Origin of the sequence: Rossellomorea orangium (assembly GCF_019334305.1) — a bacterium.
Taxonomy (GTDB): Bacteria; Bacillota; Bacilli; order Bacillales; family Bacillaceae_B; genus Rossellomorea.
On record NZ_JAHWGH010000005.1, the window covers coordinates 67,945 to 92,290 of the forward strand.

The window sequence follows — 24,346 nt, forward strand, 5'->3', positions numbered from 1 at the left end:
CCTCCCCTTTCCAAAAAAAAGAAGGTGAAATCAACATGATCTCACCTTCCGTTTGTTTTACAATATGGTGGCTGTCACTTGGTTACGCTTCGCCTCTTTGTATCTTTATGGTGCGCTTTTTTTCAGTCTCTGATACAAATAGGGCGCATGCAGCATCACCTGAAATATTGATGGATGTTCGAGCCATATCAAGAAGGCGGTCTATCCCTAAAATCAAGCCGATCCCTTCAACAGGAAGATTGACACTGCTTAGAACCATGGCAAGAAGGATTAGACCTACTCCTGGTACTCCCGCCGTACCGATACTCGCCAATACAGCTGTCAGAACGACCGTTATCAGCTGTTCCATCGATAGATCGACATTATACACCTGAGAGATGAATACAGTCGCAACACCTTGCATGATGGCAGTACCATCCATGTTGATCGTCGCTCCTAATGGTTGAACGAAGGAACTCACAGATTTAGAAACACCCAATCTCTGCTGGGCAACATCCATGGAAATCGGAAGAGTCGCATTACTGCTTGAAGTACTGAATCCAACGCTCATGGCAGGGCTGAAATTCTTAAAGAACCAAAGCGGATTCTTCTTAGCAAGCAGGAGAATCGTTCCACCATACGTAATGAATGCGTGAACGATGAGAGCCGCCAATACAACGACAAAATAAAGCCACATTGCTTTTAAAGCACTGGCACCCTGACTACCGATTGCAGAAGCAATCAACCCGAATGTTCCGTATGGAGCGAATTTCATAACAAGGGTGACGAGATACATCATCAGGTCATTCCCTTGCTCCACAAGTTTCAGGATGCCTTTTGTCTTCTCCCCTAAAGCTGTTAATCCAAACCCGATGAAGATGGCAAAGGCGATGATCTGGAGCATATTGCCTTCCGTCATGGCAGTTAGCGGATTTTTAGGAATAATGTTCATTAGTGTCTCCCCAACCGGAGGAGCTTCTTCTGTTTTAAAACCTTCTGATTGGGAAGTATCAATCCCTTCCACAAGTCCAGGATCAATAATATAAGCAAGAGTCAAACCGATTACGATGGCAATACACGTTGTCACTAAGAAGTAGACAATGGTCTTCAACCCTATTCTCCCTAGCTTCTTCGGATCCCCAAGCCCTGCCGATCCAAGAACAATGGAAAGGAAGACAATCGGTACCACAAGCATGCTGATAAGATTAAGGAATATTTTCCCTAGTGGAGTGAAGAGATATGGATCTAATATATCGAATAAATCTTTTGCAAAAATATTAAGTAATAAACCAACTACCGCACCAAGTATCAAAGCGGTAATAATCTTCGTTGTTAAGTTAAATTTCATAGATGTACCTCCCTATAATTTTCCAAATAATATAAAGGTATTTACCCCCATATCTTTTTTATAAAACCAAAATTTTTGAACTTTTAGCAAGCTGATCCTCCCTGCTGCTTTATTCGTTTAGAGCGCTGCATTCTCTTTCTACTATTATACTGATTTTTTTAATAATTAAAGAAGAATAAGGGTGAATCACATCCATTTTCCTATAATTATATACCTTCACTTCATAATTTAAGGCAGTTCATTGAATCCATTCTACTAAAAAGTTTCTACCAAAAATTTCTTTTCTTCATTCAGGGGTTAAACAATACGTGATTGGGTAAATAGTAATAACAGCATGAAAATAGAAAGGAACATACTTTTATGAATAAAACAGTCTATTTTCTTTCAAGTAGTCAACAGCGCAGCTTGATAGCTGAAGGGTGGGCCGAGAAGCTCAATGTGTCAGACTGGTCCTTTAAAAGTGCCGGATGGGTTGCTGAAAGCCGTGCTGAATTCAGCGTCTTAGCAATGAAAGAATTATGTATTGATATTAGTTCTTTTCCTCTTTCACGCATTGAAATGAAAGAACTCGGTGACGCCTCGGTAATCGTTGCGATTCAGGATACAGAATATGACGATAAGATCGAACTCCCATCTGAATTAGAAGACAGGGTCATTTATTGGAATTTACCTAACCCCCGAAAACGTTCGACAACCTTGATTGAAGAATGGGTCCATTACCAGGAAATCTGTGATGAAATTGCCATACGAGTGAAAGATTTAGAGAATATCCTTCCACAATTACATTAAATGGACTGATTACAACCAATATTTCCATGTAATCAGTCCTTTTTTTTAGGTGAAATATTCAAGCTTTGCTTTCGGGAAATGCTTCTCCATATACGCGTATAGATGATCTTTGATTTCCTGCTCTTCATCCTTTTGATAAATATACTTTCCTATTCCATATTTACCCCATTTATAGCGGCGTTCTTCTTCATTTAATTCAAGTTTCGTCATCGGATAATTCTTCTCGATCACCCTCTTGGCAGGCTTTGTGAAGCGATGCTGGATAAATTCGAAGGTTAGATCCTTTTTGGCTTCTTCAGGCAAATGGGCTTCCAGATGTTCGAACATTTCCTTATATCCCTCTTGCCACCCTTCATGGATATAGATCGGGGCCACGATAAATCCTAACGGATAGCCGGCTCTCGCAACCTTCCCTGCTGCTTCCAATCGTTTATCCAAAGGCGAAGTTCCCGGTTCAAAATTCTTAATGACATAGTCTGCATTGATACTGAAACGGAACCTCGTCTTTCCGTTATGCTTCGCATCCAGCAGATGATCTACATGATGGAATTTGGTAACGAAGCGTAATTTTCCATACTCCGATTCACCAAAATGCTCAATCGCCCGTTTAAGTGTATGAGTCAAATGGTCCACACCGACAATATCGGACGTACACGCAGCTTCGAAGCGCGTGAACTCAGGTGCCCTTTCCTCGATATACTTATCTGCCGCCTCAAATATTTCATCCACATTCACATAAGTACGGATATAAGGTTTGCTCCCCATCGTAGTCTGGAGATAGCAATAATGACAGTGACCCATGCATCCGGTCGCAAACGGGATGGCATATTCCGCTGACGGCTTGGATGTATCAAACTTCAGGGTTTTCCGGACCCCCACAACCAATGTGGATTTTGCGATTCGATATTTTTGAAAATGATTTTCCCCAGGTAGATTTCGAACCTGATTATGGGACGTTGTATAACGGATTTCCACATCCATTTTTTCAAACTTTTCCTTTAATTGCTGCCCTAGTGGATAATCAAGTGCATTCGGTTCAAAATAGACCAATTGAGGCATGAACGGTTTCACCATATTAATCCCCTCCTAAAGGTCTCCAAATGATTGTGTGTAAGCCTGTTCTGCTTCTGCTTCTGTACTGTAGACAGCAACTTCATGGGATAAAGGATAATAAGTCTCATATAGAAATAATGCCAGCCCATCCGGATTTTCCGGATCGTGTACAACGGCGGCTTCCTGTACATTGGCCACACTTTGAGTATGCGGGTTTCTGTAAATTACATATACAACATCCCCGGCTTGATAGGGAGTATAGTGATTATTCAATTCCATTTTCCTCACCTTTTTCATCATGTCATTGTTATCATTTTCTGTTAAGAAGAGAAGAAATATGATGGTAAAAGATGTTTAAATATTTTCAGGAAGAAAAAAATGGCTCCCCATGCAAAATTCACAGGAGGAGCCTAGCTTCTATATTTTATAGAATTCCTTGGTATTTCTGAATAATTGTTTATATACAGTTGATTCTGATAACCCTTTTATTTCGGCGATTTTCTCAACTGAGCGGTGCATCAAACCGGGATGAGTCATTCTCTTAAGAAAGACTCCTTCAAATCGCCATGGTCCGTCCGTTTCCACCATTAACCCTTCTATGGGATATATTCTTACGAGTTCTTGAATTTCCTCTTCATACAGGACATCAGGTGTAATAGAAACCATATATCCATTATCAATCATGCGTTCTGTCGTATCATTATCCCCTTTAAACCAATGAAAGTGCGCTTTTTCTATTGAATGTTTCTCCAATAGATCACAGATAATGGGAGCATGCTCATAGATTCCATGAAGAATGATGGGTTTATCAAGTTGCTTTGATTGAATGATGAAGCGTTCCAGTAATTCCACATAAGGCGCAAGAGGAAGTGAAGGATTTTCTTTTATTTTATAATAAGGCAATCCTACTTCCCCGATTGCCACAAGCTCTTGATGATGTTCCTCAATGAAATCCATGAGTAGTTGGATATCCTTCTCTCCAGGAAGATCTTGTTCGGGATGAAAGCCAGCTGCAGGTCTCACCCGTGCGTCCTCCCTTGCAATCAATATATTATGCTGTGATGATTGGAGATGGAACGATACGGATATAATGGATTTCACAGCATACAACTCAAGCTCCCGAAGGATTTTTTCACGTTCCGCCAGGTTATATAAGTCTAGGTGGACGTGTGAATCAATGAGTGAGGATTTAGACATACTGAGATAACTCCTCAAAGATATCCGTTTTCCATTTAAGGAACTCCTCCGTCAATAAGATCTCTTTGTCACGGGGACGGGGAAAAGGCACCTTGAATTCCTTCTGTACCCTCGCAGGCCTTGTTGATAGGACAATGATACGGTCAGACAAGAAGAGGGCCTCATCAATATTATGGGTGACAAAAAGAACAGAACTTAAATCCTCTTCCCATATGGATAGAAGCCATTTCTGCATATCCAGTCGTGTAAATTCATCCAGCGCAGAAAAGGGCTCATCCAGGCACAAGAAGGATTGAGGACTTACAAGCGCACGGATAAATGCCACCCGCTGTTTCATCCCTCCAGAAAGATCATCAGGATAGGCTTCCTCATATCCCTTTAAACCCGCCCGATGAATCATTCTGATTGCCATGTCCCTGTCTCTTTTCCCATGCAGCTCCTGACCAAGCATCACATTCTCAATGACAGTGCGCCACGGCAGGAGGGAAGGACTTTGAGGCATATAGCTGATGGAGCCCCGCTGGCCACTTATGGACTGACCATCCAGCAGGATATCCCCTGTGTCAGGGGTGAATAAACCACCAATCACATGAAACAATGTACTCTTCCCACTTCCTGAAGGACCGAGTATTGAAACAAACTCACCTTCTCCGACCGTAATGGATAGATCATCAAGAATAAGCTCTCCATCAAAGGACTTGGACATATTTTCTATTGATAAGGTCGTCATATTACTTGTCCTCCTTTCGATTCCACTTCACCATGAATTTCTCCAGTAAAAGGATGATACCGAAAAACACCAGACTGAGGAGCATGATCATGAAGATCGCTACAAAAACCCGGTCGGTCCTGAATGAAGACGATGCGAGTGTCATATAAACACCAATGCCTTTTTGGGCACCCAGCCATTCAGAGATGACCGCTCCCATTACACTGTAAGTAGCTGAGATTTTCAATCCCGAGAAGATGGACGGCAGTGCGTGTGGCCACTCCACTTTCCTGAAGATCTGCCCTTTTGATGCTCCCGACATTTTCATATATAGGATGTATTCTGCATTTGTCTGTCTGAATCCATCGAGTGCAGAGACCGCCACTGGAAAGAAGCAGATCAACGTAATGACGATGATTTTCGGCAATAGTCCAAACCCAAACCAAATGACAAGAAGTGGCGCAAGGACGATAATGGGTATATTCTGGGACAGAATCATCAGTGGATAGATTGCTTCCTTTACCTTTGGAAGGAGATGGAGTCCGACCGCTGTCCCGATTCCAATCGAACAGCCAATCACAAACCCTGCAATCGTAAGAGTCGTCGTCGAAGCAAGATGTCCCTTGAACACAGGCCACGAAGCAATACCTTCTGCCCAAATGTCTGAAGGTGGAGGCATCAGCCAAGCAGGTACTTCGAATACTCTGATGGATACTTCCCAAATGATGAATAAAAGGATGAGGACCAAGAAGGGTCTCCATCCTTTTGAAATCCATGTTCTCATCATCTAAACTTCTCCGTTAATTGATTCATTTCAATACCGTCGGGCTGATACAGTACTTTGATTTGTGAGATCACGTTTTTGCTACCTATTTCAATCATCCGTTCATTCATTTGTTCAATCACCTTAAATAGGTCAGATAGATTTCCCTCCATCGTCGTTTCCAAGGGATGTACTTCATATCGGACACCCGATTTTTCAATGATGGCAATTGCCTCATCAACATATGGAATGACGTCTTCCCCGTTATTTGTCTTCGGAATGATTTGTATGCTTACGAGTGAGTTCCCCATTTTGTTCACCTCTTATTTCGGTAAGAATTCGTTCGTGAATGCTTTCTTGCTTTCCAGCTTCTTATCTAATAAATCATTATCATACATCCATGATGCATAGTTTTCCCATACTTCAAGCTTCTGCTCTCCCCATCTTTCAGCGTCATCTTTGTACTTTGGTGCTAACCATTCCTGACTCTTCATGACTAGTTCTTTATCAAGATCAGGTGCTGCTTTCAGAAGAATGTCACCAGCTTCTTTCGGGTTATCGATGCTGTACTCGTACCCCTTGGAAGTAGCTGCCAGGAACGCTTTGACCGTATCAGGGTCTGATTCGATCATTTTTTCATTTGTGGTGAGGACCGGTGTGTAATAATCCAATTTATCCGAATAGTCCTTTACATACATCATGTTCAGATCCTCACCGCGAAGCTCTGCCTCGATACCCGTCCAACCATAGTAGATCCAGGCGAAATCAACATCCCGTTTTACGGCAGTAAAGAAATCGGTATCTCCCATGTTGATGAAATTCACTTTTTCCACATCGGCATTTTCCTGTTTCATGATCGAATCCATAACGGCTTTTTCAACAGGAGATCCCCATCCGCCATAGCTTTTCCCTTCGAAATCCTTAGGTTCTGTTATACCCTTGCTCTTAGGTGAAGCAAACCCTGAAGTATTATGCTGAATAACCGCAGCAATAGATACGAGCGGTACATCCTGGACTCGTGCTTGTGTGACACTTTCCTGGTATCCTACCCCGAATTGTGCCTTTCCTGAAGCAACGAGTTGGTCCGCACCCGCTTCTCCGGGTAAGATGATTTCAACATCGAGTCCCTGGTCTTTGAAGTAGCCTTTTTCTTTCGCTACATATAAACCGGTATGATTGGTGTTCGGTGTCCAGTCGAGTACGACCGAAACCTTTTTAAGACTTTCTTTCTTCTCATCAGTTGTATCTTCCCCAGCGCTGCAGGCAGTTAATAGAAATACAGAACAGATGATGAACATCCATTTTTTCATCATGTTTCCTCCTTACATCTTATACAATATCAACGTCTATTCAATTATTCTTCGCACATGAGGGTGAATGAATGTAAAATAAAAAAGCGCCCCGGGCTGTAGCCTAGGACGCATCGTTAAACATAATATGTATCGTTTAATAGAATGTTTCCTACGCTGGTATCAGCCAGTTCAGGTTCAAAGGGTCAGCATCTACAGGATACAATCTCAACCGGCCATTCCGGTCCCCCTACACATTGAATATGAAATTAAACGTGATCTTCTTTCCTACTGTGCCATAGAACGGATCGTTAATCAAGTATTTACTTTTCATTTTGATAAAATCCATATATTTAAACCCGGTTCAGGATCTCATCAATCAGGGAAACACAGAAGAGGCCCTTTTCTGCATATCCCTTTTGGTCATATAAAAAGGCATATTGCAAAAGGAAGAGAATGATCACTATAGGCAGCATCCTTTTCTCCAAGTTGGTCAAATGTCTTTCAGCCCCATATCCACCGACAAATAATTGTTTAGACCTGAAATAATTCTCCCTATCAACCTTTTCATTATCCTTCAGTAAACCTGCCAGAAAGTAAGCGATGTCTGTAATGCGTGGTGCCGTTCTGATCCTGGCAAAATCAATGATCCCACTGACATCATTCCCCTTCATCAATATATTCCCCCGATGATAATCACTATGGACAAGCTGAACAGGCAACTGGTCATAGTACGATTCCCAACCTTCCATTCTTGATAGTAAGTCCTTCCCTCGCTTCCCAATCCTTGTAGTTTCAAGCTCACTCATCCATTCCTTCACATGACGTGCTATATCCCAAGCCCTTATTTCATATGTGCTGCGATATTCTTTCAGGAGGCGGTGAAGGATTGAAAGGTTTGCTCCTGCACTTCCAAAGGAAGTGAAAGAACATTTCGTTAATGGCGTTCCAACAAGTTCTTCATAGAGTGAATAGATTTGCTTTCCCTCTTTCACAAAGGGTCTCTGTGATGAAGTTAAGATTGGGGATTCAACATGGAGGCCATTATTCAGTAGATATGAGGACAAATGGTACTCTTCCAAGCAATTCTCAATAGATGAATCCTCTCTCTTCTTTAGATAATAGGTTCTCTTACCATCCATCACCCTCATGACATGGGGATGAAGGTGGAGCATCTTCACGCCAGTCGCATCCACATCCCACTGACGTAATATATCCCAATGAGGTCCAATCATTTCTATTTCCTTTCAAAACGTAGTAATATACTTACTAGTATGACTTTGAAAGAATGTCTACATACCAAATGAAGAGAGGTTACATCTATGCAACGAATACAAATGACTGAAGACTTATCGTTCTCCAGGATCATTCATGGTTTGTGGAGGCTTGCAGATTGGAATCAATCGAAGGAAGATACACTATCCCTTATTCAACATAATATTGAAAACGGAATCACAACCTTTGACCATGCCGACATTTATGGTTCATACACATGTGAAGCTTTATTCGGTGAAGCTCTAGCCCTTGACCCTTCCTTGCGGGAAAAGATGGAGATTGTGACGAAATGCGGTATCGTTCTGCCTTCGGATCATCGACCTGAACATAAAACACATCATTACAACACTAGTAAGAAGCACATTCTCACATCCGTCGAGAATTCTCTTCAAAATTTAAAAACGGACTATATCGACTTATTATTAATTCACCGACCAGATCCATTCATGAATGGTGAGGAAGTGGCCGAAGCCTTCACTCAGTTAAAGGAAGAGGGAAAAGTACGCCATTTCGGTGTTTCAAATTTCAAAGATCATCAATGGAATATGCTTCAATCTTATTTACCGTTCCCATTGATTACAAACCAAATTGAACTATCTGCTTATCACTTAGAGAACTTTGAAGATGGCACTTTAAATCTATGTCAGGAAAAACGAGTGGCACCGATGGCATGGTCGCCACTCGCAGGAGGGGCAATCTTTAAAGGTGAAGATGAGAAAGCTCTCCGACTTCAACACACATTAAAGAACATCCAAGAGGAAACGGGTGCAAAGGGAATTGACGAAGTTTTATATGCATGGCTTCTCAATCATCCAGCTAATATTATGCCGATTGTCGGTTCAGGTAAGAAAGACAGGATTCAAAACGCAATCGATTCCCTTTCCATTACATTGAATCATGATCAGTGGTTTGAGATCCTTCAAACATCCATGGGGCATGATGTGCCATAATATCTTCACACATAATAAAAGACGATCCTTTTTCTAAAGGGTCGTCTTTTTTAACGCAGTATATCTCCACCAACATAGTACTCAAGATAAACGTCCTGTAATTCATTCATCGACAGTTCATAAAGCTGCTTGTCGAAAGATTTATAGACGCCAATCCTCAATAATTGCTGTATATAGAAATCCTTTTTTATTTCGGGTGTTTTTTTTATTTGTGATTTGGTTTCTTGATGTAGCATGTTCATCCCTCCAGTTGAGGATATACCCCATTTTCGGAGGGAATTAAACATCCTTATGATTATTTCATAAAATCACCATAGCTCTGTTCATGCTGAATTCAAATCCCCTGTAAAGACAGTCATTATTGGGGATGATGCAGCCGAAATACTCCATGGCCTGGCACATGATTGATCATGTACAACAGTGATGATGTCCTTCAAGGACATGTTTCCCTTCCACTTGAAGAGTGGCATGATGAATGTCATATTCATCTTCAAGGAACCGAGAAAGCTGCTGTATGATTTCATCTCTGTCGACTCCATCTCCCACCACTACATGACAGCTTAGTGCCGTAAATTCCGAAGTGATGCACCATACATGAAGATCATGCACTTCTATTACTCCCTGTACTGTAGACATACCTTTTTTCACTTGATCTGTATCCACGTTCCTAGGGGACCCTTCCATTAAAATGTGAATGGAGTCCTTCGTCACCCTCCATCCGGAGATGATGATAAGAATCGCCACGATAATAGAAGCAATCGGATCAGCTAGATTCCAACCGAAGAAATAGATAAGAAGACCGGCTATGATGGCGCCGACTGAGCCCAACATATCACCCAGCACATGAAGGAAAGCACTCCGGACATTCAGGTTATGCTCTGTATCTCCCCTCATGAGGATCCAGGCTACCAGGATATTCACCACTAATCCAATGACGGCGATGATCATCATATTGGCTGAAACATCAGGTGTGTCGATAAAGCGGCGGTATGCTTCCCAGAAGATATAAAGGGATACAAGAATCAGGGTGATCCCATTCAGAAAAGCAGCTAGGATTTCAAATCGCCTGTAGCCGTATGTCTTCCCTTTGTTGGACGCCTTCTCTCCTATATAAAAAGCAGCAAGGCTCAGCCCAAGTGCCGCAGCATCGCTGAGCATATGTCCTGCATCTGAAAGAAGTGCCAGGCTATTTGTCACGATTCCCCCGATCACTTCAACGATCATAAAGGTGAATATGAATAGAAAACTGATTAATAATGCTTTTTTATTTTGTGAGTGGCCATGACTGTGATCGTGACCCATTGCATATCCCTCACTTTCCATCTCTTATTTTGAGTAATCTGAGACCATTCAATGTTACAAGTAGTGTCGCTCCCATATCGGCAAAGATGGCAATCCATAATGTAAGCATTCCTGGGATGACAAGCAATAAAGCAAGAAGCTTAATTCCGATAGCGAAAGAAATATTTTGTTTAATGACGGTAAGCGTTCTCCGGCTTAGGCGGATGATATAGGGCAATTTTTTCAAGTCATCATTCATTAATGCAATGTCTGCTGTTTCTAATGCGGTGTCTGTTCCTGCCCCGCCCATGGCAATGCCGACGTTTGAAGCGGCAAGTGCTGGAGCATCATTGATTCCATCTCCAATCATGGCGACTTTGCCATAGGTATTCATATATCCCTTAACGAAACTCAGTTTTTCTTCAGGAAGAAGGCCGGCTTTTGTCTCCTTGACCCCTACCCGGTTCCCAATCGATCTAGCCGTATTTTCATGATCCCCTGTCAGCATCACGGTATGCTCTATCCCTATCTCGTGAAGAAGACTAATCACTTCCTTACTCGTTTCCCTCACTTCATCCGCGACGGCTACAAGTGCTAAAGGGGTATCTGCCGTTCCGAACAGCATGACGGTTTTCCCTTCCCTTTGAAGTTCTTTAATTTCAGCATACGATCCGTGAAAGAGACTCTCAGAACCAAGATAATACCTTTCACCCTCAATGAGACCACTGATTCCTTTACCCGTATGGGATTGAAACTCAAACACTTCATAACTTCTATAATCTATGTTACGTTCCTCCGCTTCTTTAATGAACGCGTGTGCGAGAGGATGTTGAGAGTGAAATTCAAGAGCGGACATCCATTTCCATAATTGATTCTCTTCCACATTTGACAATGGTATCATATCCGTAACCTCTGGCTCACCCTTGGTAAGAGTCCCGGTCTTATCAAATGCAATGGCCTTCAAACGACCTAATTCCTCAAGATATACCCCACCTTTGATGAGGATGCCATTTTTGGCTGCATTTCCGATTGCTGTGACAATGGCCACGGGAGTAGAAATCACCAATGCACATGGACAACCGACAACCAGCACCGAAAGCCCCTGATACACCCAAGTGGACCAATCTCCATCCAATAAGAGAGGTGGTATTACTGCTACAAGGAACGCAACGACCATGATGATCGGCGTATAATATTTTGCAAACATATCGACAAATGCCTGTGAGGGGGCTTTTTCACCCTGCGCTTCTTCTACCAGGTGGATGATCTTGGCAAGTGTCGTATCTTCTATCCGCTTTGTAACCAATACTTTAAGGTAGCCTTCCTCATTTAACGTACCGGCAAATACGGCATTCCCTTGGACTTTCTCAACCGGTACAGACTCACCTGTAATCGCTGCCTGGTTGACGTATGAAGAACCTTCGATAATGTCCCCATCCATGGCTATTTTCTGCCCGGGCTTCACCAGCATGATGTCACCGATTTCGATTTCCTCTGCATCAACCATCATCTCTGATCCATTTCGAATGATGAGTGCCTGCGGAGGAGCTATATCCATAAGTGAACGGATCGATTCCCTTGCCTTATCCATTGAATAAGCTTCCAGTACCTCACTGATGGCAAAAAGGATGACAACAATCGCCCCTTCACCCCACTCGCCAATGAACGCTGCACCGATAATGGCAATGGTCATAAGCGTCCTCATATCGAACTCAAGTTTAATCAGGTTTTTAAAACCCGTCTCAAACAGGCGATATCCACCGGTCACAATGGCTACGGCAAAAGAAAGATTAGAATAAAATTCACTATTATCCCAACCGGTCAATGGTAATGAGTAGGCTAACAGAATGAAAAACAAGGAAAGAAAAAGATGCTTATGTTTCCTATGAAAAGGTTCTTTCTCTTCCTGGACCTTCCTCAAACCGTCTTCTGTTAAGCGAAGCCCTTCGAATGCCCCCGCTTTTTCTACCGATTCCTTTGATGTATCTCCGTAGACAGTAATCTTGGCAGCACCGAAGTTCACCTTAGCGTCTACCACTCCTTCGAGATGCTGGACATTTTTTTCGAACTTGGCTGCACAACCTGCACACGTAAACCCTTCAACCCGGTACGTTTGTTTATGGGCTGGTTTACTAGTCACGATCCTCCACCTCCAACTGATGGGTCACTGCAATTTCAATCAACTGTTTCACATGATGATCATCCAGGGAATAATAGACAAGCTTGCCTTTTTTTCTGAATTTAGCCAGCCCCTGCTTCTTCAATAAACGCAAATGGTGGGACGCGGTTGCTGTGGAAGAGCCTACAATATTGGCCACATCACATACACAAAGTTCGTCTTCTATCGTAAGTGCATACGCTATTTTCATTCTCGTTTGATCAGAAAGTGCTTTAAAGATTTCTGCCACTTTAGACGTATTTTGTGTTAAAACCATCGATTTTAAGCGGTTGACCTTTTCATCCTCTACACAGGTCACTTCGCATACATCTGTTTCTTTCATATTGACACCTCTCCTCATTCAAACACCCTTTTGAATATAGTATAAAAGAATACATGAAAATGTTCAAACATTCTTTTGAATGTTTTGTATTTCTCTCTAAGCTATTCAGAAAAACCGTTGTCCGGTTGGGTTTTTTCTCTAAAAGCACAAAAAAAACTCCGAAATCGGAGCTTTTTTAGAAACCATATTAATTTTGCTGAAGCTTTTTACGACTGCGCTTCATGGAGAGGTCGATTGTGATCCAAAACACCACTGATATAATGGCGAAGATGGCGATTGCAAAGTAGATGTCTTCTGTTTTCCAGTCTAACCGCGGAATAATGAGGCCCAATACGCCTGATACTATGTAGTAGCCTCCAATCAATTGAAGGTATAACCGTCCTGTAGGGGACTGGAGATTTTCCAGATAACCTTTTCCTGCTTTCCCAAAGAAAATGGCTATTCCCCTTACAATGATATACGCCGAAAAGGCAATGATAAGGGCTACTACAAATTCTTGATTGAATACGTCTGCCATAATCGTTCTCCTTTCCAACTATCGTAGGATGACGAATCCAAAATAATTGTATTGTTCATTCTTTTTCTCTATGATGAAATCATGAAACGTCCTGATAAATCATTATATTTTAGGATAACCGAATGATGGTCACATTGCAATTGCAAACCACATTAGAAGATCGTGATGAAATTGCCTGATTAAAACAAATATACTCATCGAAGGATGATTCTTGTCTCAATCCTTCATCCATGATGGTATATCTACTCTTTCAAACAGGAGGTGAGTGAAGCAGAAGAAAGGAAATGAACCCCTTTCTTTTTGACTTCTATCCATTGGACATTTTATTTAATTTATTCCTTGTTGCCCTACTAATAGGGCTGACTGCATTCTTCGTGGCTTCTGAATTTGCCATCGTCAAAGTGAGGAGTTCGAGAATTGATCAGTTGGTCTCTGAAGGAAATCAAACCGCCGTTGCGGCGAAAAGAGTCATTTCCCATCTGGACGAATACCTGTCAGCCTGTCAGCTGGGTATTACCATCACCTCCCTTGGACTTGGGTGGTTAGGAGAACCTACCATAGAAACCCTGCTTCACCCTGTGTTCAAAAAATTTGATTTAAATCCGTCCATTGCCAGCATCATATCATTCGCATTGGCTTTTTCTGTCATTACCTTTTTGCATGTGGTTATTGGAGAATTGGCTCCGAAGACATTTGCCATCCAAAAAGCAGAAAGAATCACATTACTATTTGCCAAGCCGCTGATCTGGTTTTACAGGATTGCTTATCCATTCATTTGGACTTTAAACAGTTCAGCCCGCGTGTTTACCGGGATGTTCGGTTTAAAACCGGCTTCTGAGCATGAAATCGCGCATTCCGAAGAAGAGCTCAGAATCATTCTTTCCGACAGCTACAAAAGCGGTGAAATCAATTCATCCGAATTCAAGTATGTGAATAAGATATTTGAATTTGACGAGCGTATCGCGAAGGAAATCATGGTGCCCCGGACAAACATCGTGACTTTATCCGCAGAATCGACCATTGACGAAGTACTTTCGGTCATTAAAGAAGAACGGTACACGAGATACCCTGTCGTGGATGGTGATAAAGACAATATCCTCGGGATTGTGAATGTCAAGGAACTGTTGACGACACTCGTGAATCACAAAAGCGAACATGAAAATATTACTTCGTTCATCAAACCTGTCATTCGCGTGATCGAAACGATTCCCATCCAGGCACTGCTCGTCAAATTGCAAAAGGAGCGTTCCCCCATGGCGGTTCTCCTAGATGAGTATGGCGGGACAGCCGGCCTCGTTACGGTGGAAGACATCATTGAAGAAATTGTCGGCGAAATCCGGGATGAATTTGATATCGACGAAATACCTGAAGTCCAAAAGGTAAAAGATGATCACTATATCTTCGATGCCGTCATGCTCATCGAGGATGTGAATGACCTTCTTGGGATCTCAATCGAAGAAGAAGAAGTCGATACCATCGGGGGCTGGTTCCTTACCCAGAAATATGAAGTCAAGCCGGAAGATAAGATTGAGGAACAAGGCTATTGCTTTAAGGTGAAGGAAATCGATGGACATCATATCCAATATCTGGAAGTGACAAAAATGAATAGCACCAAAAATAAAACGAACGGGTCAGATTAACGGCCCGTTCGTTTTTCTATGAGCTGATATATCCCTTGGCTTCTGTTTTCTCTTATCCATTAAAGATTAACATTTCTTGCTCTGCCACATTTAAACTTTCGGACATTTTTCGTTCATATTTTGGCCATATTTGGTGGATAAGCTATTTCTGTAGCCCGGTTTAAACCATGTACACCACGGGGCTTTACAGGAAGTAAGGAAGCAGTGGGTCGAAAAAAAACACGCCCTCATAATCATTTGAATGGATAGGAGTAGAGGAGAATGAATTTTATTAAACGTGCCTTTTGGAGTGTGAAAGCACGAATGGGTAAGAGCATCTTATTACTGATTGTCCTGACGGTCATATCCGTATTGGTGCTGTCAGGATTAACGATCCAGACAGCTGCGGATCAATCCAGCATCTTAGCACGTGAGAAATTAGGTGGCGAGGTAACATTGACCGTGGACCGGGAAAAGCTGATGGAACAGCAGCAAGGAGAGAATCAAGGTGGCGGAAGGCAAAGATTCCAATCATTTCCCGTCCCCATCGAATCTGCTGAAGAACTTATCGATTCAAATTATATAAAAGGCTACAATTACTATTCAACCACTTCTGCCCTTGCGAAAGATTTTACTGCTGTAGGCAGTGATGACACAGCGGATAGCAGTGATCAAGGGGGATTTGGCGGCGGCAGAATGATGGCCGGGGATGTATCAGTTGAAGGAATTGTATTCTCGGATTCAACAAGTTCTTTCATAAATGGCGATGCATCCATAGTAGAAGGTCGGCATCTGACTAAAGAGGATGTAAACAAAGATGTAACGCTTATTGAAGAAAACCTGGCCTCAGAAAATGACTTGAAAGTCGGGGACGTCATCACCATATCCAATAGTGATGGGACAGAGTCCACCCTTGAGATTGTGGGAGTTTATGAAACGACCACAGAAATGGATGAAAGAGCGCAGGATTTCACCTTCCTGAATCCATATAATCAGCTGCTTGTCCCTTATACCGTTGCAAATACATTAAAAGGTACAACGGGTTCGATCGATCGAGCCGTCTATTATATGAAGGATCCAGCTGACATTCAAAGCTTTATCGCGGATGCAGAAAAATCTGCTATTGATTTTGATCAATTTAAGTTGGATGCAAATGACCAATTGTATCAACAAATGATGGGACCGATTGAAAATGTAGCTTCATTTTCTAATAATGTGGTACTTCTGGTCACCATTGCTGGTGCCATCATTTTAGCGCTCATTGTCATGATGACGATAAGAGAGAGAAAATACGAAATGGGTGTACTCCTTGCCATTGGTGAAAAAAAAGGGAAACTTGTCAGTCAATTTCTCGTTGAAATTTTGATTGTGACCGTTTTGGCGATGGGGATCTCTACTTTATCCGGAAATCTGGTTGCCAATCAATTAGGGGAACAACTCCTTCAGCAGGAAATCTCTCAGTCTGACGGAACAGCGGAAACACCTGCTTCTTTTAACTCACGCCGTATGCCGTTTCAACCTTCAAACGTCCAGGATGTGGACACGATGAATGAATTATCCATTCATACAACAGGTGAAGATTTGATGAAATTGTTCGGAATCGGGATGATTGTCGTTTTACTGTCAACTCTGATTCCATCACTGACAGTTCTAAGACTCAACCCTAAAGCAATCTTAACGAAACAGGATTAAGGAGGATTATGATGAGCACCCTTTTACAATTTGATAATGTCAGTTACAGCTATAAACAAGAGTCTAACAAACATCATATATTAAAGAATGTTACCGCTGCATTCAAACGGGGCACCTTCTATACTTGTGTCGGTCCATCAGGTTCCGGTAAAACTACTTTTCTTTCCCTGGCAAGCGCATTGGATTCACCTACCGAGGGACAAGTCCTATTCGAAGGAAAGAATATACGCAAAATCGGGTTATCTACATTTCGGAATAAATATGTTTCCATCGTTTTTCAATCTTACAATCTACTACCCTATATGACAGCTCTACAAAATGTAATGACTGCCATGGAGATTACAAAGACACAGGCTAAAAACAAAAAAGGATTTGCCCTGGAAATGCTCCATAAGGTGGGAATCTCTGAGGAACAGTCGCGCCAAAGGGTGCTCACTCTCAGTGGCGGCCAACAGCAGAGAGTTTCGATTGCGAGAGCACTTTCGTGTCAATCAGAACTTATTCTTGCAGATGAACCGACAGGGAACCTTGATGAAGATACCGCCAGTGGGATCGTTGATTTGTTCAGAAATCTCGCCCATAAAGAAAATAAATGTGTCATTGTCGTAACCCATGATCAAGGGCTAGCCCAGAAATCAGACACCATCATCACCCTTTCAAAAGGCAACCTCATCTTCAAGGATATAAGGAAAGTGGAACAACTCATTTGAGTGTAATACCGATCGAAAGGCAGCCGCAAAGTCAATCGCGGCTGCCTTTTCATTTACTCCCGTTCCACACACTGCTACATAGGATTTAACCCTACCACAAAGAATAAATCCCTTCATTATTGGAAAAATAACTGAAAACATATATGAAGAGGTGAATTATGACTAGTATCATCATTGGATTAATCCTGCTAATGGTATTAGCGTATCTCGGCTGGTCGATCATATGGATCGCTCCTTTAGTTGCAGGTTTAGTAGCGATAATGAGTGGTCTCGACCTGCTCCCGGCCTATACAGAAACGTATATGACCGGATTTGTAAACTTTGCAAAGGAATGGTTCCCTGTCTTCCTCTTCGGGGCCATATTCGGGAAATTGATGGAGGATGTAGGAGCCGCTCAGTCCGTCGCATATAAAATAACCAATCTCATCGGAAAAGACAGGGCCATCCTCGGTGTTCTCATCGCGGCAGCTGTGTTGACTTATGGAGGTGTAAGCTTATTCGTAGTGGTATTTGCCATCTATCCACTGGCGATCGCCATGTTCAGAGAGGCAGACATCACTAGAAAACTGCTTCCGCCAACCTTTGTGTTAGGTGCCTTTACCTTTACGATGACAGCCATTCCGGGAACACCCCAGATCCAGAACTTGATTCCCATCGAGTATTTCAAAACATCCCCAACCGCCGCTCCGATCATCGGGACCGTAGCTGGATTAATCATGGCGGTTGGCGGGTACTTTTACTTAAGATGGCGTCAAAAGCAATTTACGAGTAAGGACGATCGGTTCACTGAGCCGAAAGGCGGTAATGACGTGAAGGAGATCAAAGAATCTGAACTTCCTAACTTCTATCTATCGTTTCTCCCCCTTGTCATTGTTGTCGTCACATTAAATGTTTTTAAGTGGAACATCTTGACGTCTCTGCTTGTTGGGATCCTTTCGATTCTAGTCATAAACTTCAAGCACTTCAAGAAATTCATACCAGCCATTAATGGAGGGGCAAAAGGGTCCGTAATGGCCGTAATCAACACCAGTGCCGCAGTAGGATTCGGAGCAGTCGTTACGGCCGCTCCCGGTTTCAAAACCTTAACGAAACTGATACTTGGGATCAAGGGGAATCCTGTCATCTCCGAAGCAATTGCTGTACAGACGTTAGCCGCCATTACAGGTTCGGCATCTGGAGGAATGGGCATTGCCCTGGAAGCGTTGGGTGATAAGTATTATGAATTATCCCAAACTAGCGGAATCAGTGCCGAGGCATTCCACAGAATTGCTTCCGTCTCTTCCGGAGCATCCATCCTTCCTCATAATGGGGCTCTCCTGACACTGTTTGCGGTAACAGGTCTCACTCACAAGGATTCATATTTAGATGTCGCCGTTGTCGGACTCCTGATTCCGACGGTTGCAGAAGTCGTCTCAATCATTCTAGCCAACATGGGAATTTATTAATTCGAGGAGGAAATGAAAAATGGTCAATGACAAAGTGGTTTTTATAACAGGTGCTGCAAGAGGGATCGGATATGAAATCGGGGAACATTTCGCTCAAAACGGTGCAAAGGTCGTCCTCTCTGATATCAACCAGGAAGGACTGGATGAAGCGGTGGACGAACTAAAAAGCCGGGGGTTCGATTGCCTTGGTGTTAAATGTGACGTAACCAGTGAAGATGAAGTAAAGGCAGGAATCGATAAAACGGTTGAACATTACGGGAGAATCGATGTTCTTATCAACAATGCCGGACTTCAACACGTTGCTCCGATAGAAGATTTCCCTATAGAAAAATTCGAACTATTAATCAAAATTATGCTGACCGCTCCATTCATCGCAACAAAATTTGCTTTTCCACATATGAAAAAACAAAAATTCGGGCGTATCATCAATATGGCCTCCATCAACGGGTTGATCGGTTTTGCAGGAAAAGCTGCTTACAATAGTGCCAAACACGGAGTCATCGGATTAACAAAGGTCTCTGCCCTTGAAGGTGCTGAACACGGCATCACGGTAAATGCCATGTGTCCTGGATACGTGGATACCCCCCTTGTCCGTAACCAGTTGAAGGATATTTCGACTACCCGCGGAGTAGAACTTGAAAAAGTATTGGAGGACGTCATTTACCCTCTCGTACCTCAAAAGCGATTACTCTCAGTGGAAGAAATTGCGGATTACACCATCTTCCTTTCCAGTGACAAAGCGAAAGGTGTAACTGGTCAAGCCGTTGTCCTGGATGGAGGGTATACGGCTCAATAAAAACCACAAAAAATCGGATCAGAATCCTGATCCGATTTTTATTTATTTCATGTTTTCAGGAAATCCTCCCAGGTCCACTCCCCATACAATTGGCATGACAAAATAAATCAAGAGAGTGATAAACACAATACTGATAAGATTCAACCAGACACCTGCTTTCACCATATCCCCCATCTTTATATAACCCGATCCGAATACCACCGCATTCGGCGGTGTCGCAACCGGCAGCATGAATGCACAGGATGCAGCAAGACCGGCGGCTACCATCAGACTGTACGGATGAACATCCAAGGCAGCAGCAAGGGCTGCCATAATCGGAAACATCATAGTGGCTGTGGCCGTATTGGACGTGATTTCTGTCAAGAAAATAACAAAAGCCGTAACGGCAACAAGGATGATGATAAACGATATTCCGTCAAGTACCGTCAATTGCTTTCCTATCCATTCTGCAAGGCCCGTCTCCTTGAACCCTTTGGCAATGGCAAGGCCTCCGCCAAATAGAAGCAGGATACCCCAGGGTAGCTTTTTGGCATCATCCCAATTCATCAATCTCGACTGCTTTCTCCCAGGAAGCAGGAAAAGGACGAGTGCACCTGTAATGGCAATGATTGTATCATCCAGAGATGGAATCCATTCATTCAGTAGAAACGAGCGTGTGATCCAGCAAAGGGCCGTGGCAACAAAGACTGTCAAAACAAGCTTTTCTTCGAAAGATATCCTTCCAAGAGAGTAATTTTCCTTCTCCACGATCTCCCTGCCCCCAGGAAGTTCCTTTATTTTCAGCGGGAAGGCTACTTTGATGAGATACCACCATGTAACCATAAGAAGGATGGCAGCAAGAGGGACCCCGAAGAGCATCCACTTGGCAAAAGAAAAATCAATTCCATACAGTTGTTTGATCACTGCAGCAAATATCGTGTTGGGAGGCGTCCCGATTAAGGTTCCCAATCCTCCGATCGATGCACTATAGGCAATTCCCAGCATGATGACTTTACTGAAATGCCCCGTCCTTTTTGCTCCTTTCTTCTGTAAACTTTCATTTACTTGATAAACCACGGCGGTTCCGATCGGCAGCATCATCATGGCCGTTGCCGTGTTGGAAATCCACATGGAAAGAAATCCTGTAGCGAGCATAAACCCAAGGACAATCCGTTCTGTGCTTGTGCCGATCAATAAGATGATATTCATCGCGATTCGCTTATGTAAATTCCACTTTTCCATGGCGATGGCAATAATGAACCCACCCATAAATAAGAAGATCGTGCCATCTCCATACGCAGACGTCACTTCTCCGGACTGGAGAGCGCCGGTAACCGGGAACAAAATAATTGGCAGAAGCGATGTAGCCGGTATCGGTATTGCCTCCGTAATCCACCACACCGCTATCCATACTGTTCCTGCGAGGACCGCCACGGCTTCCTTGGAGAGTCCCTCTGGGGAAAAAAACAAGAGTATGAGCATAAATAACAACGGGCCTAGTACAAACCCGATTGTTTGTCGTGGATTCGCAGTAGGTTCAGGCTTTCGATCGATTTCCATCGTGCCATTCACCGGCGTGCTTCCTGAGGTGAAGAATTGAAGCGTCTCCTTTACATCACGATTCCAGCTCCAGAGTGTCCCCCACGCTCTTTTTACCATTTGCATAAACCATTCCCCCCTTATAATTCATACTAGACCATACCCCTTTACGAAAGCGTCATAAACAAAACAAACCATATTTTGTAAGAATCCCATCTTTATTCCCATCCCATTCCGAGAACGAAAAAAGGACCATTTTATCATAGAACGTTTCGTTGTAAAATAATGTTAGATAGATACAACGTTTTTACAAAAGGAGAAGCGATGAAAATTCACTGGCAAATTAGCTATTTTGTGATCGGGTTACTTATTTTCAGCTATGGGATCAGCATGTCAATAAAAGTCCAATACTTAGGCATCCATCCATGGGATGTACTGAATATAGCCATGTTCCAGAAGTTCGGTTTAACCATCGGAACATGGAATATCATCGTGGGAGCGGTGCTTGTTTCAGCTACGCTTATACTAAAGGGAAAATATGTTCAAATCGGCACCATTCTAAACGGGGTTCTGGTCGGGATGCTTGTGGACTTTTTTCTATTCTATGATCTGCTTCCCCCACAAACTGGTCTGATTACGGATATCCCGATTCTACTATCTGCCATTTTATTGATGGGGGTTGGCGGGGGATTATATTCCGCTGCGCATCTCGGGACCGGTCCACGGGATGGATTTATGCTTACCATCTCAGATTTAACCGGTCTTTCCATCAGCAGGGTCCGGATCATCTGCGAGTGCACAATACTACTGATCGGCCTTTTCCTCTCCGGGCCAGTCTTTGTGTTTACATTCATTTATACATTCATTCAAAGTCCCATCTTTCAAAGATCTTTCTTATTTTTCACAAACAGACTCCACACACGTTTCCCTAAACAGAGTAATATTAGTATGTGAAACGGAAAGCGGAAGGGATTGATCCAAAAAGGACAAACCGCCACAGACAGGCAGTTTGTCCTTTTATATTATGTCATCTCACATGCAACCAGTCCGTATTGTTGTTCCGGGTCCAGCTGTTTAATAAACTGAAATAATTGCTGTACTTGTTCATCATCCAGCTCTCTCTTGTAATAATCTTCCAGCATCGACAGCATTTCTTCCGGGAACATCAGGCAGGTATGACTCCCCCAGTCGGTCTGTCGTCCCTCCAACCTTTTATAATAAATCCCGTCCAACAGTGAGAAAAAAAGTTCATAACCCTTCGGAAAGAAAGGACTGATCCGTTTCGGGTAATTATGATTCCAGTCTCCCCCCTCATATTGAAACGACCGGTCCTTTAAATCTCCGATAAAGACTTCCACATCCGCCATCCTATCTCCTCCTCAGATTTCCTTATTATTATGTATAAACCCGTCCACCTTTTTTAGAACCTAAAAAAGAGCCCCATCAGGATTTTCTCCTAAATGCGGCTCTTTCCTGCTATAGATATTTCCGTTGCACACTTCTTCCATCATACGTAAACAGCATATCACGGTTCTCCACATGAGTTTCAATATGGACCGGTCTTCCCCAGAGCTGATGCAAGTAAGGTAATACCTTCTCCAAGTATTTTATATCCAATTCAACATCTTCGAACCAGTGCTTGAGATAGAGCTCGCCACTCTTCATATAATCCCCGTCATTCACCGTGATGTAAGGAAAACCGCCATTCACCCTCATGCCGACGAGCTGATCTCGCACATGAGTCCATTCCTTATCGACAATTTTATAATCCTTTCCTTGTTTCTGGAACAAATACATATCTTCTCTCGTCACCAGATCCTTCGTCAAATAGTTTCGTAAGAAGGAGATATCCGATTCGATTTCACGGACTTCAAACATTTTTTCACGTCCGGAATTCGGTTTCACCCCACGCCTCTTCATTTCTTCAGTCGGATTATCAAAACGATCTTCAATGTCTTCGAATATTTTCAATCCGAGGTAATATGGGTTGATCTGTGTACGGGAAGGCTGTACAACACCGGCATTCAGCTTTGCGAATTCGATGGATTCACCGCTCGTCAAATCCATTTCCCGTATGATCCGCTGGTGCCAGTACGAAGCCCACCCCTCGTTCATGATCTTCGTTTCAAGCTGCGGCCAGAAATATAACATTTCCTCCCGCATCATAGTCAAAATATCCCGCTGCCAATCCGACAGTTCCCTGCTGTACTGTTCAATGAAGAGAAGGATATCTTTTTCCGGCTGCGGAGGAAACTTCTTCTTCACTTTTTTCTTTTCCCTGCTCTTCGGCTTTTCGTCAAGAGACCACAGATCATCATACGGGGACGCATGGCTCACTTCTTCCTCTTCCCACTCTACATCATCCATCGTCCATGAGAGCTTCGGACGCATCAGGGAAGGATCGATATGTTCATCTACGGCAAGAACCGCATCCAGAAAGTTCTCTACTTCCTGCTTCCCATGTTCGATCTCATACATACGTACCCGTTCAGCAGTCGCTGCCATGCTTTCCACCATATCCCGTTTCGTATTCTGGAAACGTACATTATTCTTAAAGAAATCACAATGAGCCAGCACGTGAGCCACGATCAGCTTATTTTGAATAAGCGAATTTGAATCCAGCAAAAACGCATAACAAGGATCGGAATTGATCACGAGCTCATAAATCTTACTCAACCCCAGATCATATTGAAGTTTCATCTTATGGAACTGCTTTCCAAAACTCCAATGAGAAAACCGGGTCGGCATCCCATAAGCACCAAATGTATAAATAATGTCAGCAGGACAAATTTCATATCGCATAGGATAAAAATCAAGTCCAAAACCGGCTGCAATCTCCGTAATTTCCCCTATCGCATTCTGTAACTGCTTCTGTTCCTCTAAATTCATTTTCATCCCCCTCTTTATACTCTTAT

At 42.9% G+C, this 24,346-nt stretch carries 25 protein-coding genes and 1 riboswitch; of the genes, 8 read left to right on the forward strand and 17 right to left on the reverse strand.

Annotated elements, in window-relative coordinates; genetic code table 11:
• Window positions 1-82: 82 nt before the first annotated feature.
• Window positions 83-1,327 carry a dicarboxylate/amino acid:cation symporter gene (locus tag KYJ26_RS02210; protein ID WP_219165717.1) on the reverse strand — a complete coding sequence of 415 codons (1,245 nt, stop codon included), beginning with the start codon at window positions 1,325-1,327 and terminating at the stop codon, window positions 83-85.
• A 360-nt stretch (window positions 1,328-1,687) separates the two neighbouring features.
• On the opposite strand from KYJ26_RS02210, the gene KYJ26_RS02215 reads away from it, so the two are divergent.
• Complete coding sequence (locus KYJ26_RS02215; RefSeq protein WP_219165718.1) at window positions 1,688-2,116, forward strand: low molecular weight phosphatase family protein; 429 nt, start codon at window positions 1,688-1,690, stop codon at window positions 2,114-2,116.
• Between the two features lie 45 nt (window positions 2,117-2,161).
• On the opposite strand, the gene splB is transcribed toward KYJ26_RS02215, so the two are convergent.
• From splB to KYJ26_RS02255, 8 genes are all read right to left on the reverse strand, one after another.
• Window positions 2,162-3,190 carry a spore photoproduct lyase gene (gene splB / locus KYJ26_RS02220; protein WP_219165719.1) on the reverse strand — a complete coding sequence of 343 codons (1,029 nt, stop codon included), beginning with the start codon at window positions 3,188-3,190 and terminating at the stop codon, window positions 2,162-2,164.
• 12 nt (window positions 3,191-3,202) lie between these two features.
• Window positions 3,203-3,448: a transcriptional regulator SplA domain-containing protein gene (locus KYJ26_RS02225; RefSeq protein WP_219165720.1), complete on the reverse strand. Its 246-nt coding sequence runs from the start codon at window positions 3,446-3,448 to the stop codon at window positions 3,203-3,205.
• Between the two features lie 138 nt (window positions 3,449-3,586).
• Window positions 3,587-4,366: a TatD family hydrolase gene (locus tag KYJ26_RS02230; RefSeq protein WP_219165721.1), complete on the reverse strand. Its 780-nt coding sequence runs from the start codon at window positions 4,364-4,366 to the stop codon at window positions 3,587-3,589.
• Window positions 4,359-5,096: an ABC transporter ATP-binding protein gene (locus tag KYJ26_RS02235; protein ID WP_219165722.1), complete on the reverse strand. Its 738-nt coding sequence runs from the start codon at window positions 5,094-5,096 to the stop codon at window positions 4,359-4,361. The genes KYJ26_RS02230 and KYJ26_RS02235 overlap by 8 nt, the downstream gene beginning before the upstream one ends.
• A 1-nt stretch (window position 5,097) precedes the next feature.
• Window positions 5,098-5,859 carry an ABC transporter permease gene (locus KYJ26_RS02240; protein ID WP_219165759.1) on the reverse strand — a complete coding sequence of 254 codons (762 nt, stop codon included), beginning with the start codon at window positions 5,857-5,859 and terminating at the stop codon, window positions 5,098-5,100.
• The gene (locus KYJ26_RS02245) at window positions 5,859-6,149 is read right to left on the reverse strand and encodes a thiamine-binding protein (RefSeq protein ID WP_219165723.1); all 291 of its coding nucleotides are present in this window, start codon (window positions 6,147-6,149) and stop codon (window positions 5,859-5,861) included. The genes KYJ26_RS02240 and KYJ26_RS02245 overlap by 1 nt, the downstream gene beginning before the upstream one ends.
• 12 nt (window positions 6,150-6,161) lie before the next feature.
• On the reverse strand, window positions 6,162-7,148 hold the full coding sequence (locus KYJ26_RS02250; protein WP_219165760.1) for an ABC transporter substrate-binding protein: 987 nt from the start codon (window positions 7,146-7,148) through the stop codon (window positions 6,162-6,164).
• A 131-nt stretch (window positions 7,149-7,279) separates the two neighbouring features.
• A riboswitch (TPP riboswitch) is annotated at window positions 7,280-7,389 on the reverse strand.
• Between the two features lie 91 nt (window positions 7,390-7,480).
• Window positions 7,481-8,362, reverse strand: coding sequence for a phosphotransferase enzyme family protein (locus tag KYJ26_RS02255; protein WP_219165724.1), 882 nt, complete (start codon window positions 8,360-8,362; stop codon window positions 7,481-7,483).
• A gap of 87 nt (window positions 8,363-8,449) precedes the next feature.
• On the opposite strand from KYJ26_RS02255, the gene KYJ26_RS02260 reads away from it, so the two are divergent.
• A complete protein-coding gene (locus tag KYJ26_RS02260) occupies window positions 8,450-9,352 on the forward strand; it encodes an aldo/keto reductase (protein WP_219165725.1) in 903 nt (300 codons plus the stop codon).
• A 50-nt stretch (window positions 9,353-9,402) separates the two neighbouring features.
• Here the strand turns inward: KYJ26_RS02260 and KYJ26_RS02265 are convergent, their stop codons facing one another.
• From KYJ26_RS02265 to KYJ26_RS02285, 5 genes are all read right to left on the reverse strand, one after another.
• On the reverse strand, window positions 9,403-9,588 hold the full coding sequence (locus KYJ26_RS02265; RefSeq protein WP_219165726.1) for a Fur-regulated basic protein FbpA: 186 nt from the start codon (window positions 9,586-9,588) through the stop codon (window positions 9,403-9,405).
• Window positions 9,589-9,760: 172 nt separating this feature from the next.
• Window positions 9,761-10,675: a cation diffusion facilitator family transporter gene (locus tag KYJ26_RS02270; protein WP_257474852.1), complete on the reverse strand. Its 915-nt coding sequence runs from the start codon at window positions 10,673-10,675 to the stop codon at window positions 9,761-9,763.
• Window positions 10,665-12,776, reverse strand: a complete 2,112-nt coding sequence (locus tag KYJ26_RS02275; RefSeq protein ID WP_219165761.1) for a heavy metal translocating P-type ATPase — start codon at window positions 12,774-12,776, stop codon at window positions 10,665-10,667. The genes KYJ26_RS02270 and KYJ26_RS02275 overlap by 11 nt, the downstream gene beginning before the upstream one ends.
• Window positions 12,766-13,134 (reverse strand): ArsR/SmtB family transcription factor, encoded by a 369-nt coding sequence (locus KYJ26_RS02280; protein ID WP_219165728.1) that lies wholly within the window; start codon window positions 13,132-13,134, stop codon window positions 12,766-12,768. The genes KYJ26_RS02275 and KYJ26_RS02280 overlap by 11 nt, the downstream gene beginning before the upstream one ends.
• A 187-nt stretch (window positions 13,135-13,321) precedes the next feature.
• Window positions 13,322-13,651 (reverse strand): hypothetical protein, encoded by a 330-nt coding sequence (locus tag KYJ26_RS02285; protein WP_219165729.1) that lies wholly within the window; start codon window positions 13,649-13,651, stop codon window positions 13,322-13,324.
• A gap of 284 nt (window positions 13,652-13,935) precedes the next feature.
• On the opposite strand from KYJ26_RS02285, the gene KYJ26_RS02290 reads away from it, so the two are divergent.
• The 5 genes from KYJ26_RS02290 (at window position 13,936) to KYJ26_RS02310 (ending at window position 19,913) form a co-directional block, all read left to right on the forward strand.
• Window positions 13,936-15,291, forward strand: coding sequence for a hemolysin family protein (locus KYJ26_RS02290; RefSeq protein WP_219165730.1), 1,356 nt, complete (start codon window positions 13,936-13,938; stop codon window positions 15,289-15,291).
• Window positions 15,292-15,552: 261 nt separating this feature from the next.
• The gene (locus tag KYJ26_RS02295) at window positions 15,553-16,962 is read left to right on the forward strand and encodes an ABC transporter permease (RefSeq protein ID WP_219165731.1); all 1,410 of its coding nucleotides are present in this window, start codon (window positions 15,553-15,555) and stop codon (window positions 16,960-16,962) included.
• A gap of 11 nt (window positions 16,963-16,973) precedes the next feature.
• Window positions 16,974-17,672, forward strand: coding sequence for an ABC transporter ATP-binding protein (locus KYJ26_RS02300; RefSeq protein WP_219165732.1), 699 nt, complete (start codon window positions 16,974-16,976; stop codon window positions 17,670-17,672).
• A gap of 158 nt (window positions 17,673-17,830) precedes the next feature.
• Window positions 17,831-19,117, forward strand: a complete 1,287-nt coding sequence (locus KYJ26_RS02305) for a GntP family permease (protein WP_219165733.1) — start codon at window positions 17,831-17,833, stop codon at window positions 19,115-19,117.
• Window positions 19,118-19,136: 19 nt separating this feature from the next.
• Window positions 19,137-19,913 carry a 3-hydroxybutyrate dehydrogenase gene (locus tag KYJ26_RS02310; RefSeq protein WP_219165734.1) on the forward strand — a complete coding sequence of 259 codons (777 nt, stop codon included), beginning with the start codon at window positions 19,137-19,139 and terminating at the stop codon, window positions 19,911-19,913.
• 42 nt (window positions 19,914-19,955) lie between these two features.
• Here KYJ26_RS02310 and KYJ26_RS02315 read toward each other — a convergent pair whose 3' ends face one another.
• Window positions 19,956-21,551 (reverse strand): DASS family sodium-coupled anion symporter, encoded by a 1,596-nt coding sequence (locus tag KYJ26_RS02315; RefSeq protein WP_219165762.1) that lies wholly within the window; start codon window positions 21,549-21,551, stop codon window positions 19,956-19,958.
• A gap of 204 nt (window positions 21,552-21,755) precedes the next feature.
• On the opposite strand from KYJ26_RS02315, the gene KYJ26_RS02320 reads away from it, so the two are divergent.
• Window positions 21,756-22,385: a YczE/YyaS/YitT family protein gene (locus KYJ26_RS02320; RefSeq protein WP_219165735.1), complete on the forward strand. Its 630-nt coding sequence runs from the start codon at window positions 21,756-21,758 to the stop codon at window positions 22,383-22,385.
• Between the two features lie 68 nt (window positions 22,386-22,453).
• Here KYJ26_RS02320 and KYJ26_RS02325 read toward each other — a convergent pair whose 3' ends face one another.
• Both KYJ26_RS02325 and KYJ26_RS02330 read right to left on the reverse strand, forming a co-directional pair.
• The gene (locus tag KYJ26_RS02325) at window positions 22,454-22,798 is read right to left on the reverse strand and encodes a hypothetical protein (RefSeq protein WP_219165736.1); all 345 of its coding nucleotides are present in this window, start codon (window positions 22,796-22,798) and stop codon (window positions 22,454-22,456) included.
• Between the two features lie 109 nt (window positions 22,799-22,907).
• Window positions 22,908-24,320 carry a SpoVR family protein gene (locus tag KYJ26_RS02330; protein WP_219165737.1) on the reverse strand — a complete coding sequence of 471 codons (1,413 nt, stop codon included), beginning with the start codon at window positions 24,318-24,320 and terminating at the stop codon, window positions 22,908-22,910.
• Window positions 24,321-24,346 lie beyond the last annotated feature (26 nt).

What these genes read in the sequence shown, in the direction of transcription:
- splB (WP_219165719.1), bottom strand. Translation starts at nt 3,190, where the DNA reads ATGGTGAAACCGTTCATGCCTCAATTGGTCTATTTTGAACCGAATGCA.
- KYJ26_RS02210 (WP_219165717.1), bottom strand. Translation starts at nt 1,327, where the DNA reads ATGAAATTTAACTTAACAACGAAGATTATTACCGCTTTGATACTTGGT.
- KYJ26_RS02215 (WP_219165718.1), top strand. Translation starts at nt 1,688, where the DNA reads ATGAATAAAACAGTCTATTTTCTTTCAAGTAGTCAACAGCGCAGCTTG.
- KYJ26_RS02285 (WP_219165729.1), bottom strand. Translation starts at nt 13,651, where the DNA reads ATGGCAGACGTATTCAATCAAGAATTTGTAGTAGCCCTTATCATTGCC.
- KYJ26_RS02245 (WP_219165723.1), bottom strand. Translation starts at nt 6,149, where the DNA reads ATGGGGAACTCACTCGTAAGCATACAAATCATTCCGAAGACAAATAAC.
- KYJ26_RS02300 (WP_219165732.1), top strand. Translation starts at nt 16,974, where the DNA reads ATGAGCACCCTTTTACAATTTGATAATGTCAGTTACAGCTATAAACAA.
- KYJ26_RS02260 (WP_219165725.1), top strand. Translation starts at nt 8,450, where the DNA reads ATGCAACGAATACAAATGACTGAAGACTTATCGTTCTCCAGGATCATT.
- KYJ26_RS02225 (WP_219165720.1), bottom strand. Translation starts at nt 3,448, where the DNA reads ATGGAATTGAATAATCACTATACTCCCTATCAAGCCGGGGATGTTGTA.
- KYJ26_RS02265 (WP_219165726.1), bottom strand. Translation starts at nt 9,588, where the DNA reads ATGCTACATCAAGAAACCAAATCACAAATAAAAAAAACACCCGAAATA.
- KYJ26_RS02320 (WP_219165735.1), top strand. Translation starts at nt 21,756, where the DNA reads ATGAAAATTCACTGGCAAATTAGCTATTTTGTGATCGGGTTACTTATT.
- KYJ26_RS02330 (WP_219165737.1), bottom strand. Translation starts at nt 24,320, where the DNA reads ATGAATTTAGAGGAACAGAAGCAGTTACAGAATGCGATAGGGGAAATT.
- KYJ26_RS02315 (WP_219165762.1), bottom strand. Translation starts at nt 21,551, where the DNA reads ATGGTAAAAAGAGCGTGGGGGACACTCTGGAGCTGGAATCGTGATGTA.
- KYJ26_RS02235 (WP_219165722.1), bottom strand. Translation starts at nt 5,096, where the DNA reads ATGACGACCTTATCAATAGAAAATATGTCCAAGTCCTTTGATGGAGAG.
- KYJ26_RS02250 (WP_219165760.1), bottom strand. Translation starts at nt 7,148, where the DNA reads ATGAAAAAATGGATGTTCATCATCTGTTCTGTATTTCTATTAACTGCC.
- KYJ26_RS02290 (WP_219165730.1), top strand. Translation starts at nt 13,936, where the DNA reads ATGAACCCCTTTCTTTTTGACTTCTATCCATTGGACATTTTATTTAAT.
- KYJ26_RS02310 (WP_219165734.1), top strand. Translation starts at nt 19,137, where the DNA reads ATGGTCAATGACAAAGTGGTTTTTATAACAGGTGCTGCAAGAGGGATC.
- KYJ26_RS02270 (WP_257474852.1), bottom strand. Translation starts at nt 10,675, where the DNA reads ATGGAAAGTGAGGGATATGCAATGGGTCACGATCACAGTCATGGCCAC.
- KYJ26_RS02325 (WP_219165736.1), bottom strand. Translation starts at nt 22,798, where the DNA reads ATGGCGGATGTGGAAGTCTTTATCGGAGATTTAAAGGACCGGTCGTTT.
- KYJ26_RS02230 (WP_219165721.1), bottom strand. Translation starts at nt 4,366, where the DNA reads ATGTCTAAATCCTCACTCATTGATTCACACGTCCACCTAGACTTATAT.
- KYJ26_RS02305 (WP_219165733.1), top strand. Translation starts at nt 17,831, where the DNA reads ATGACTAGTATCATCATTGGATTAATCCTGCTAATGGTATTAGCGTAT.
- KYJ26_RS02255 (WP_219165724.1), bottom strand. Translation starts at nt 8,362, where the DNA reads ATGATTGGACCTCATTGGGATATATTACGTCAGTGGGATGTGGATGCG.
- KYJ26_RS02240 (WP_219165759.1), bottom strand. Translation starts at nt 5,859, where the DNA reads ATGAGAACATGGATTTCAAAAGGATGGAGACCCTTCTTGGTCCTCATC.
- KYJ26_RS02280 (WP_219165728.1), bottom strand. Translation starts at nt 13,134, where the DNA reads ATGAAAGAAACAGATGTATGCGAAGTGACCTGTGTAGAGGATGAAAAG.
- KYJ26_RS02295 (WP_219165731.1), top strand. Translation starts at nt 15,553, where the DNA reads ATGAATTTTATTAAACGTGCCTTTTGGAGTGTGAAAGCACGAATGGGT.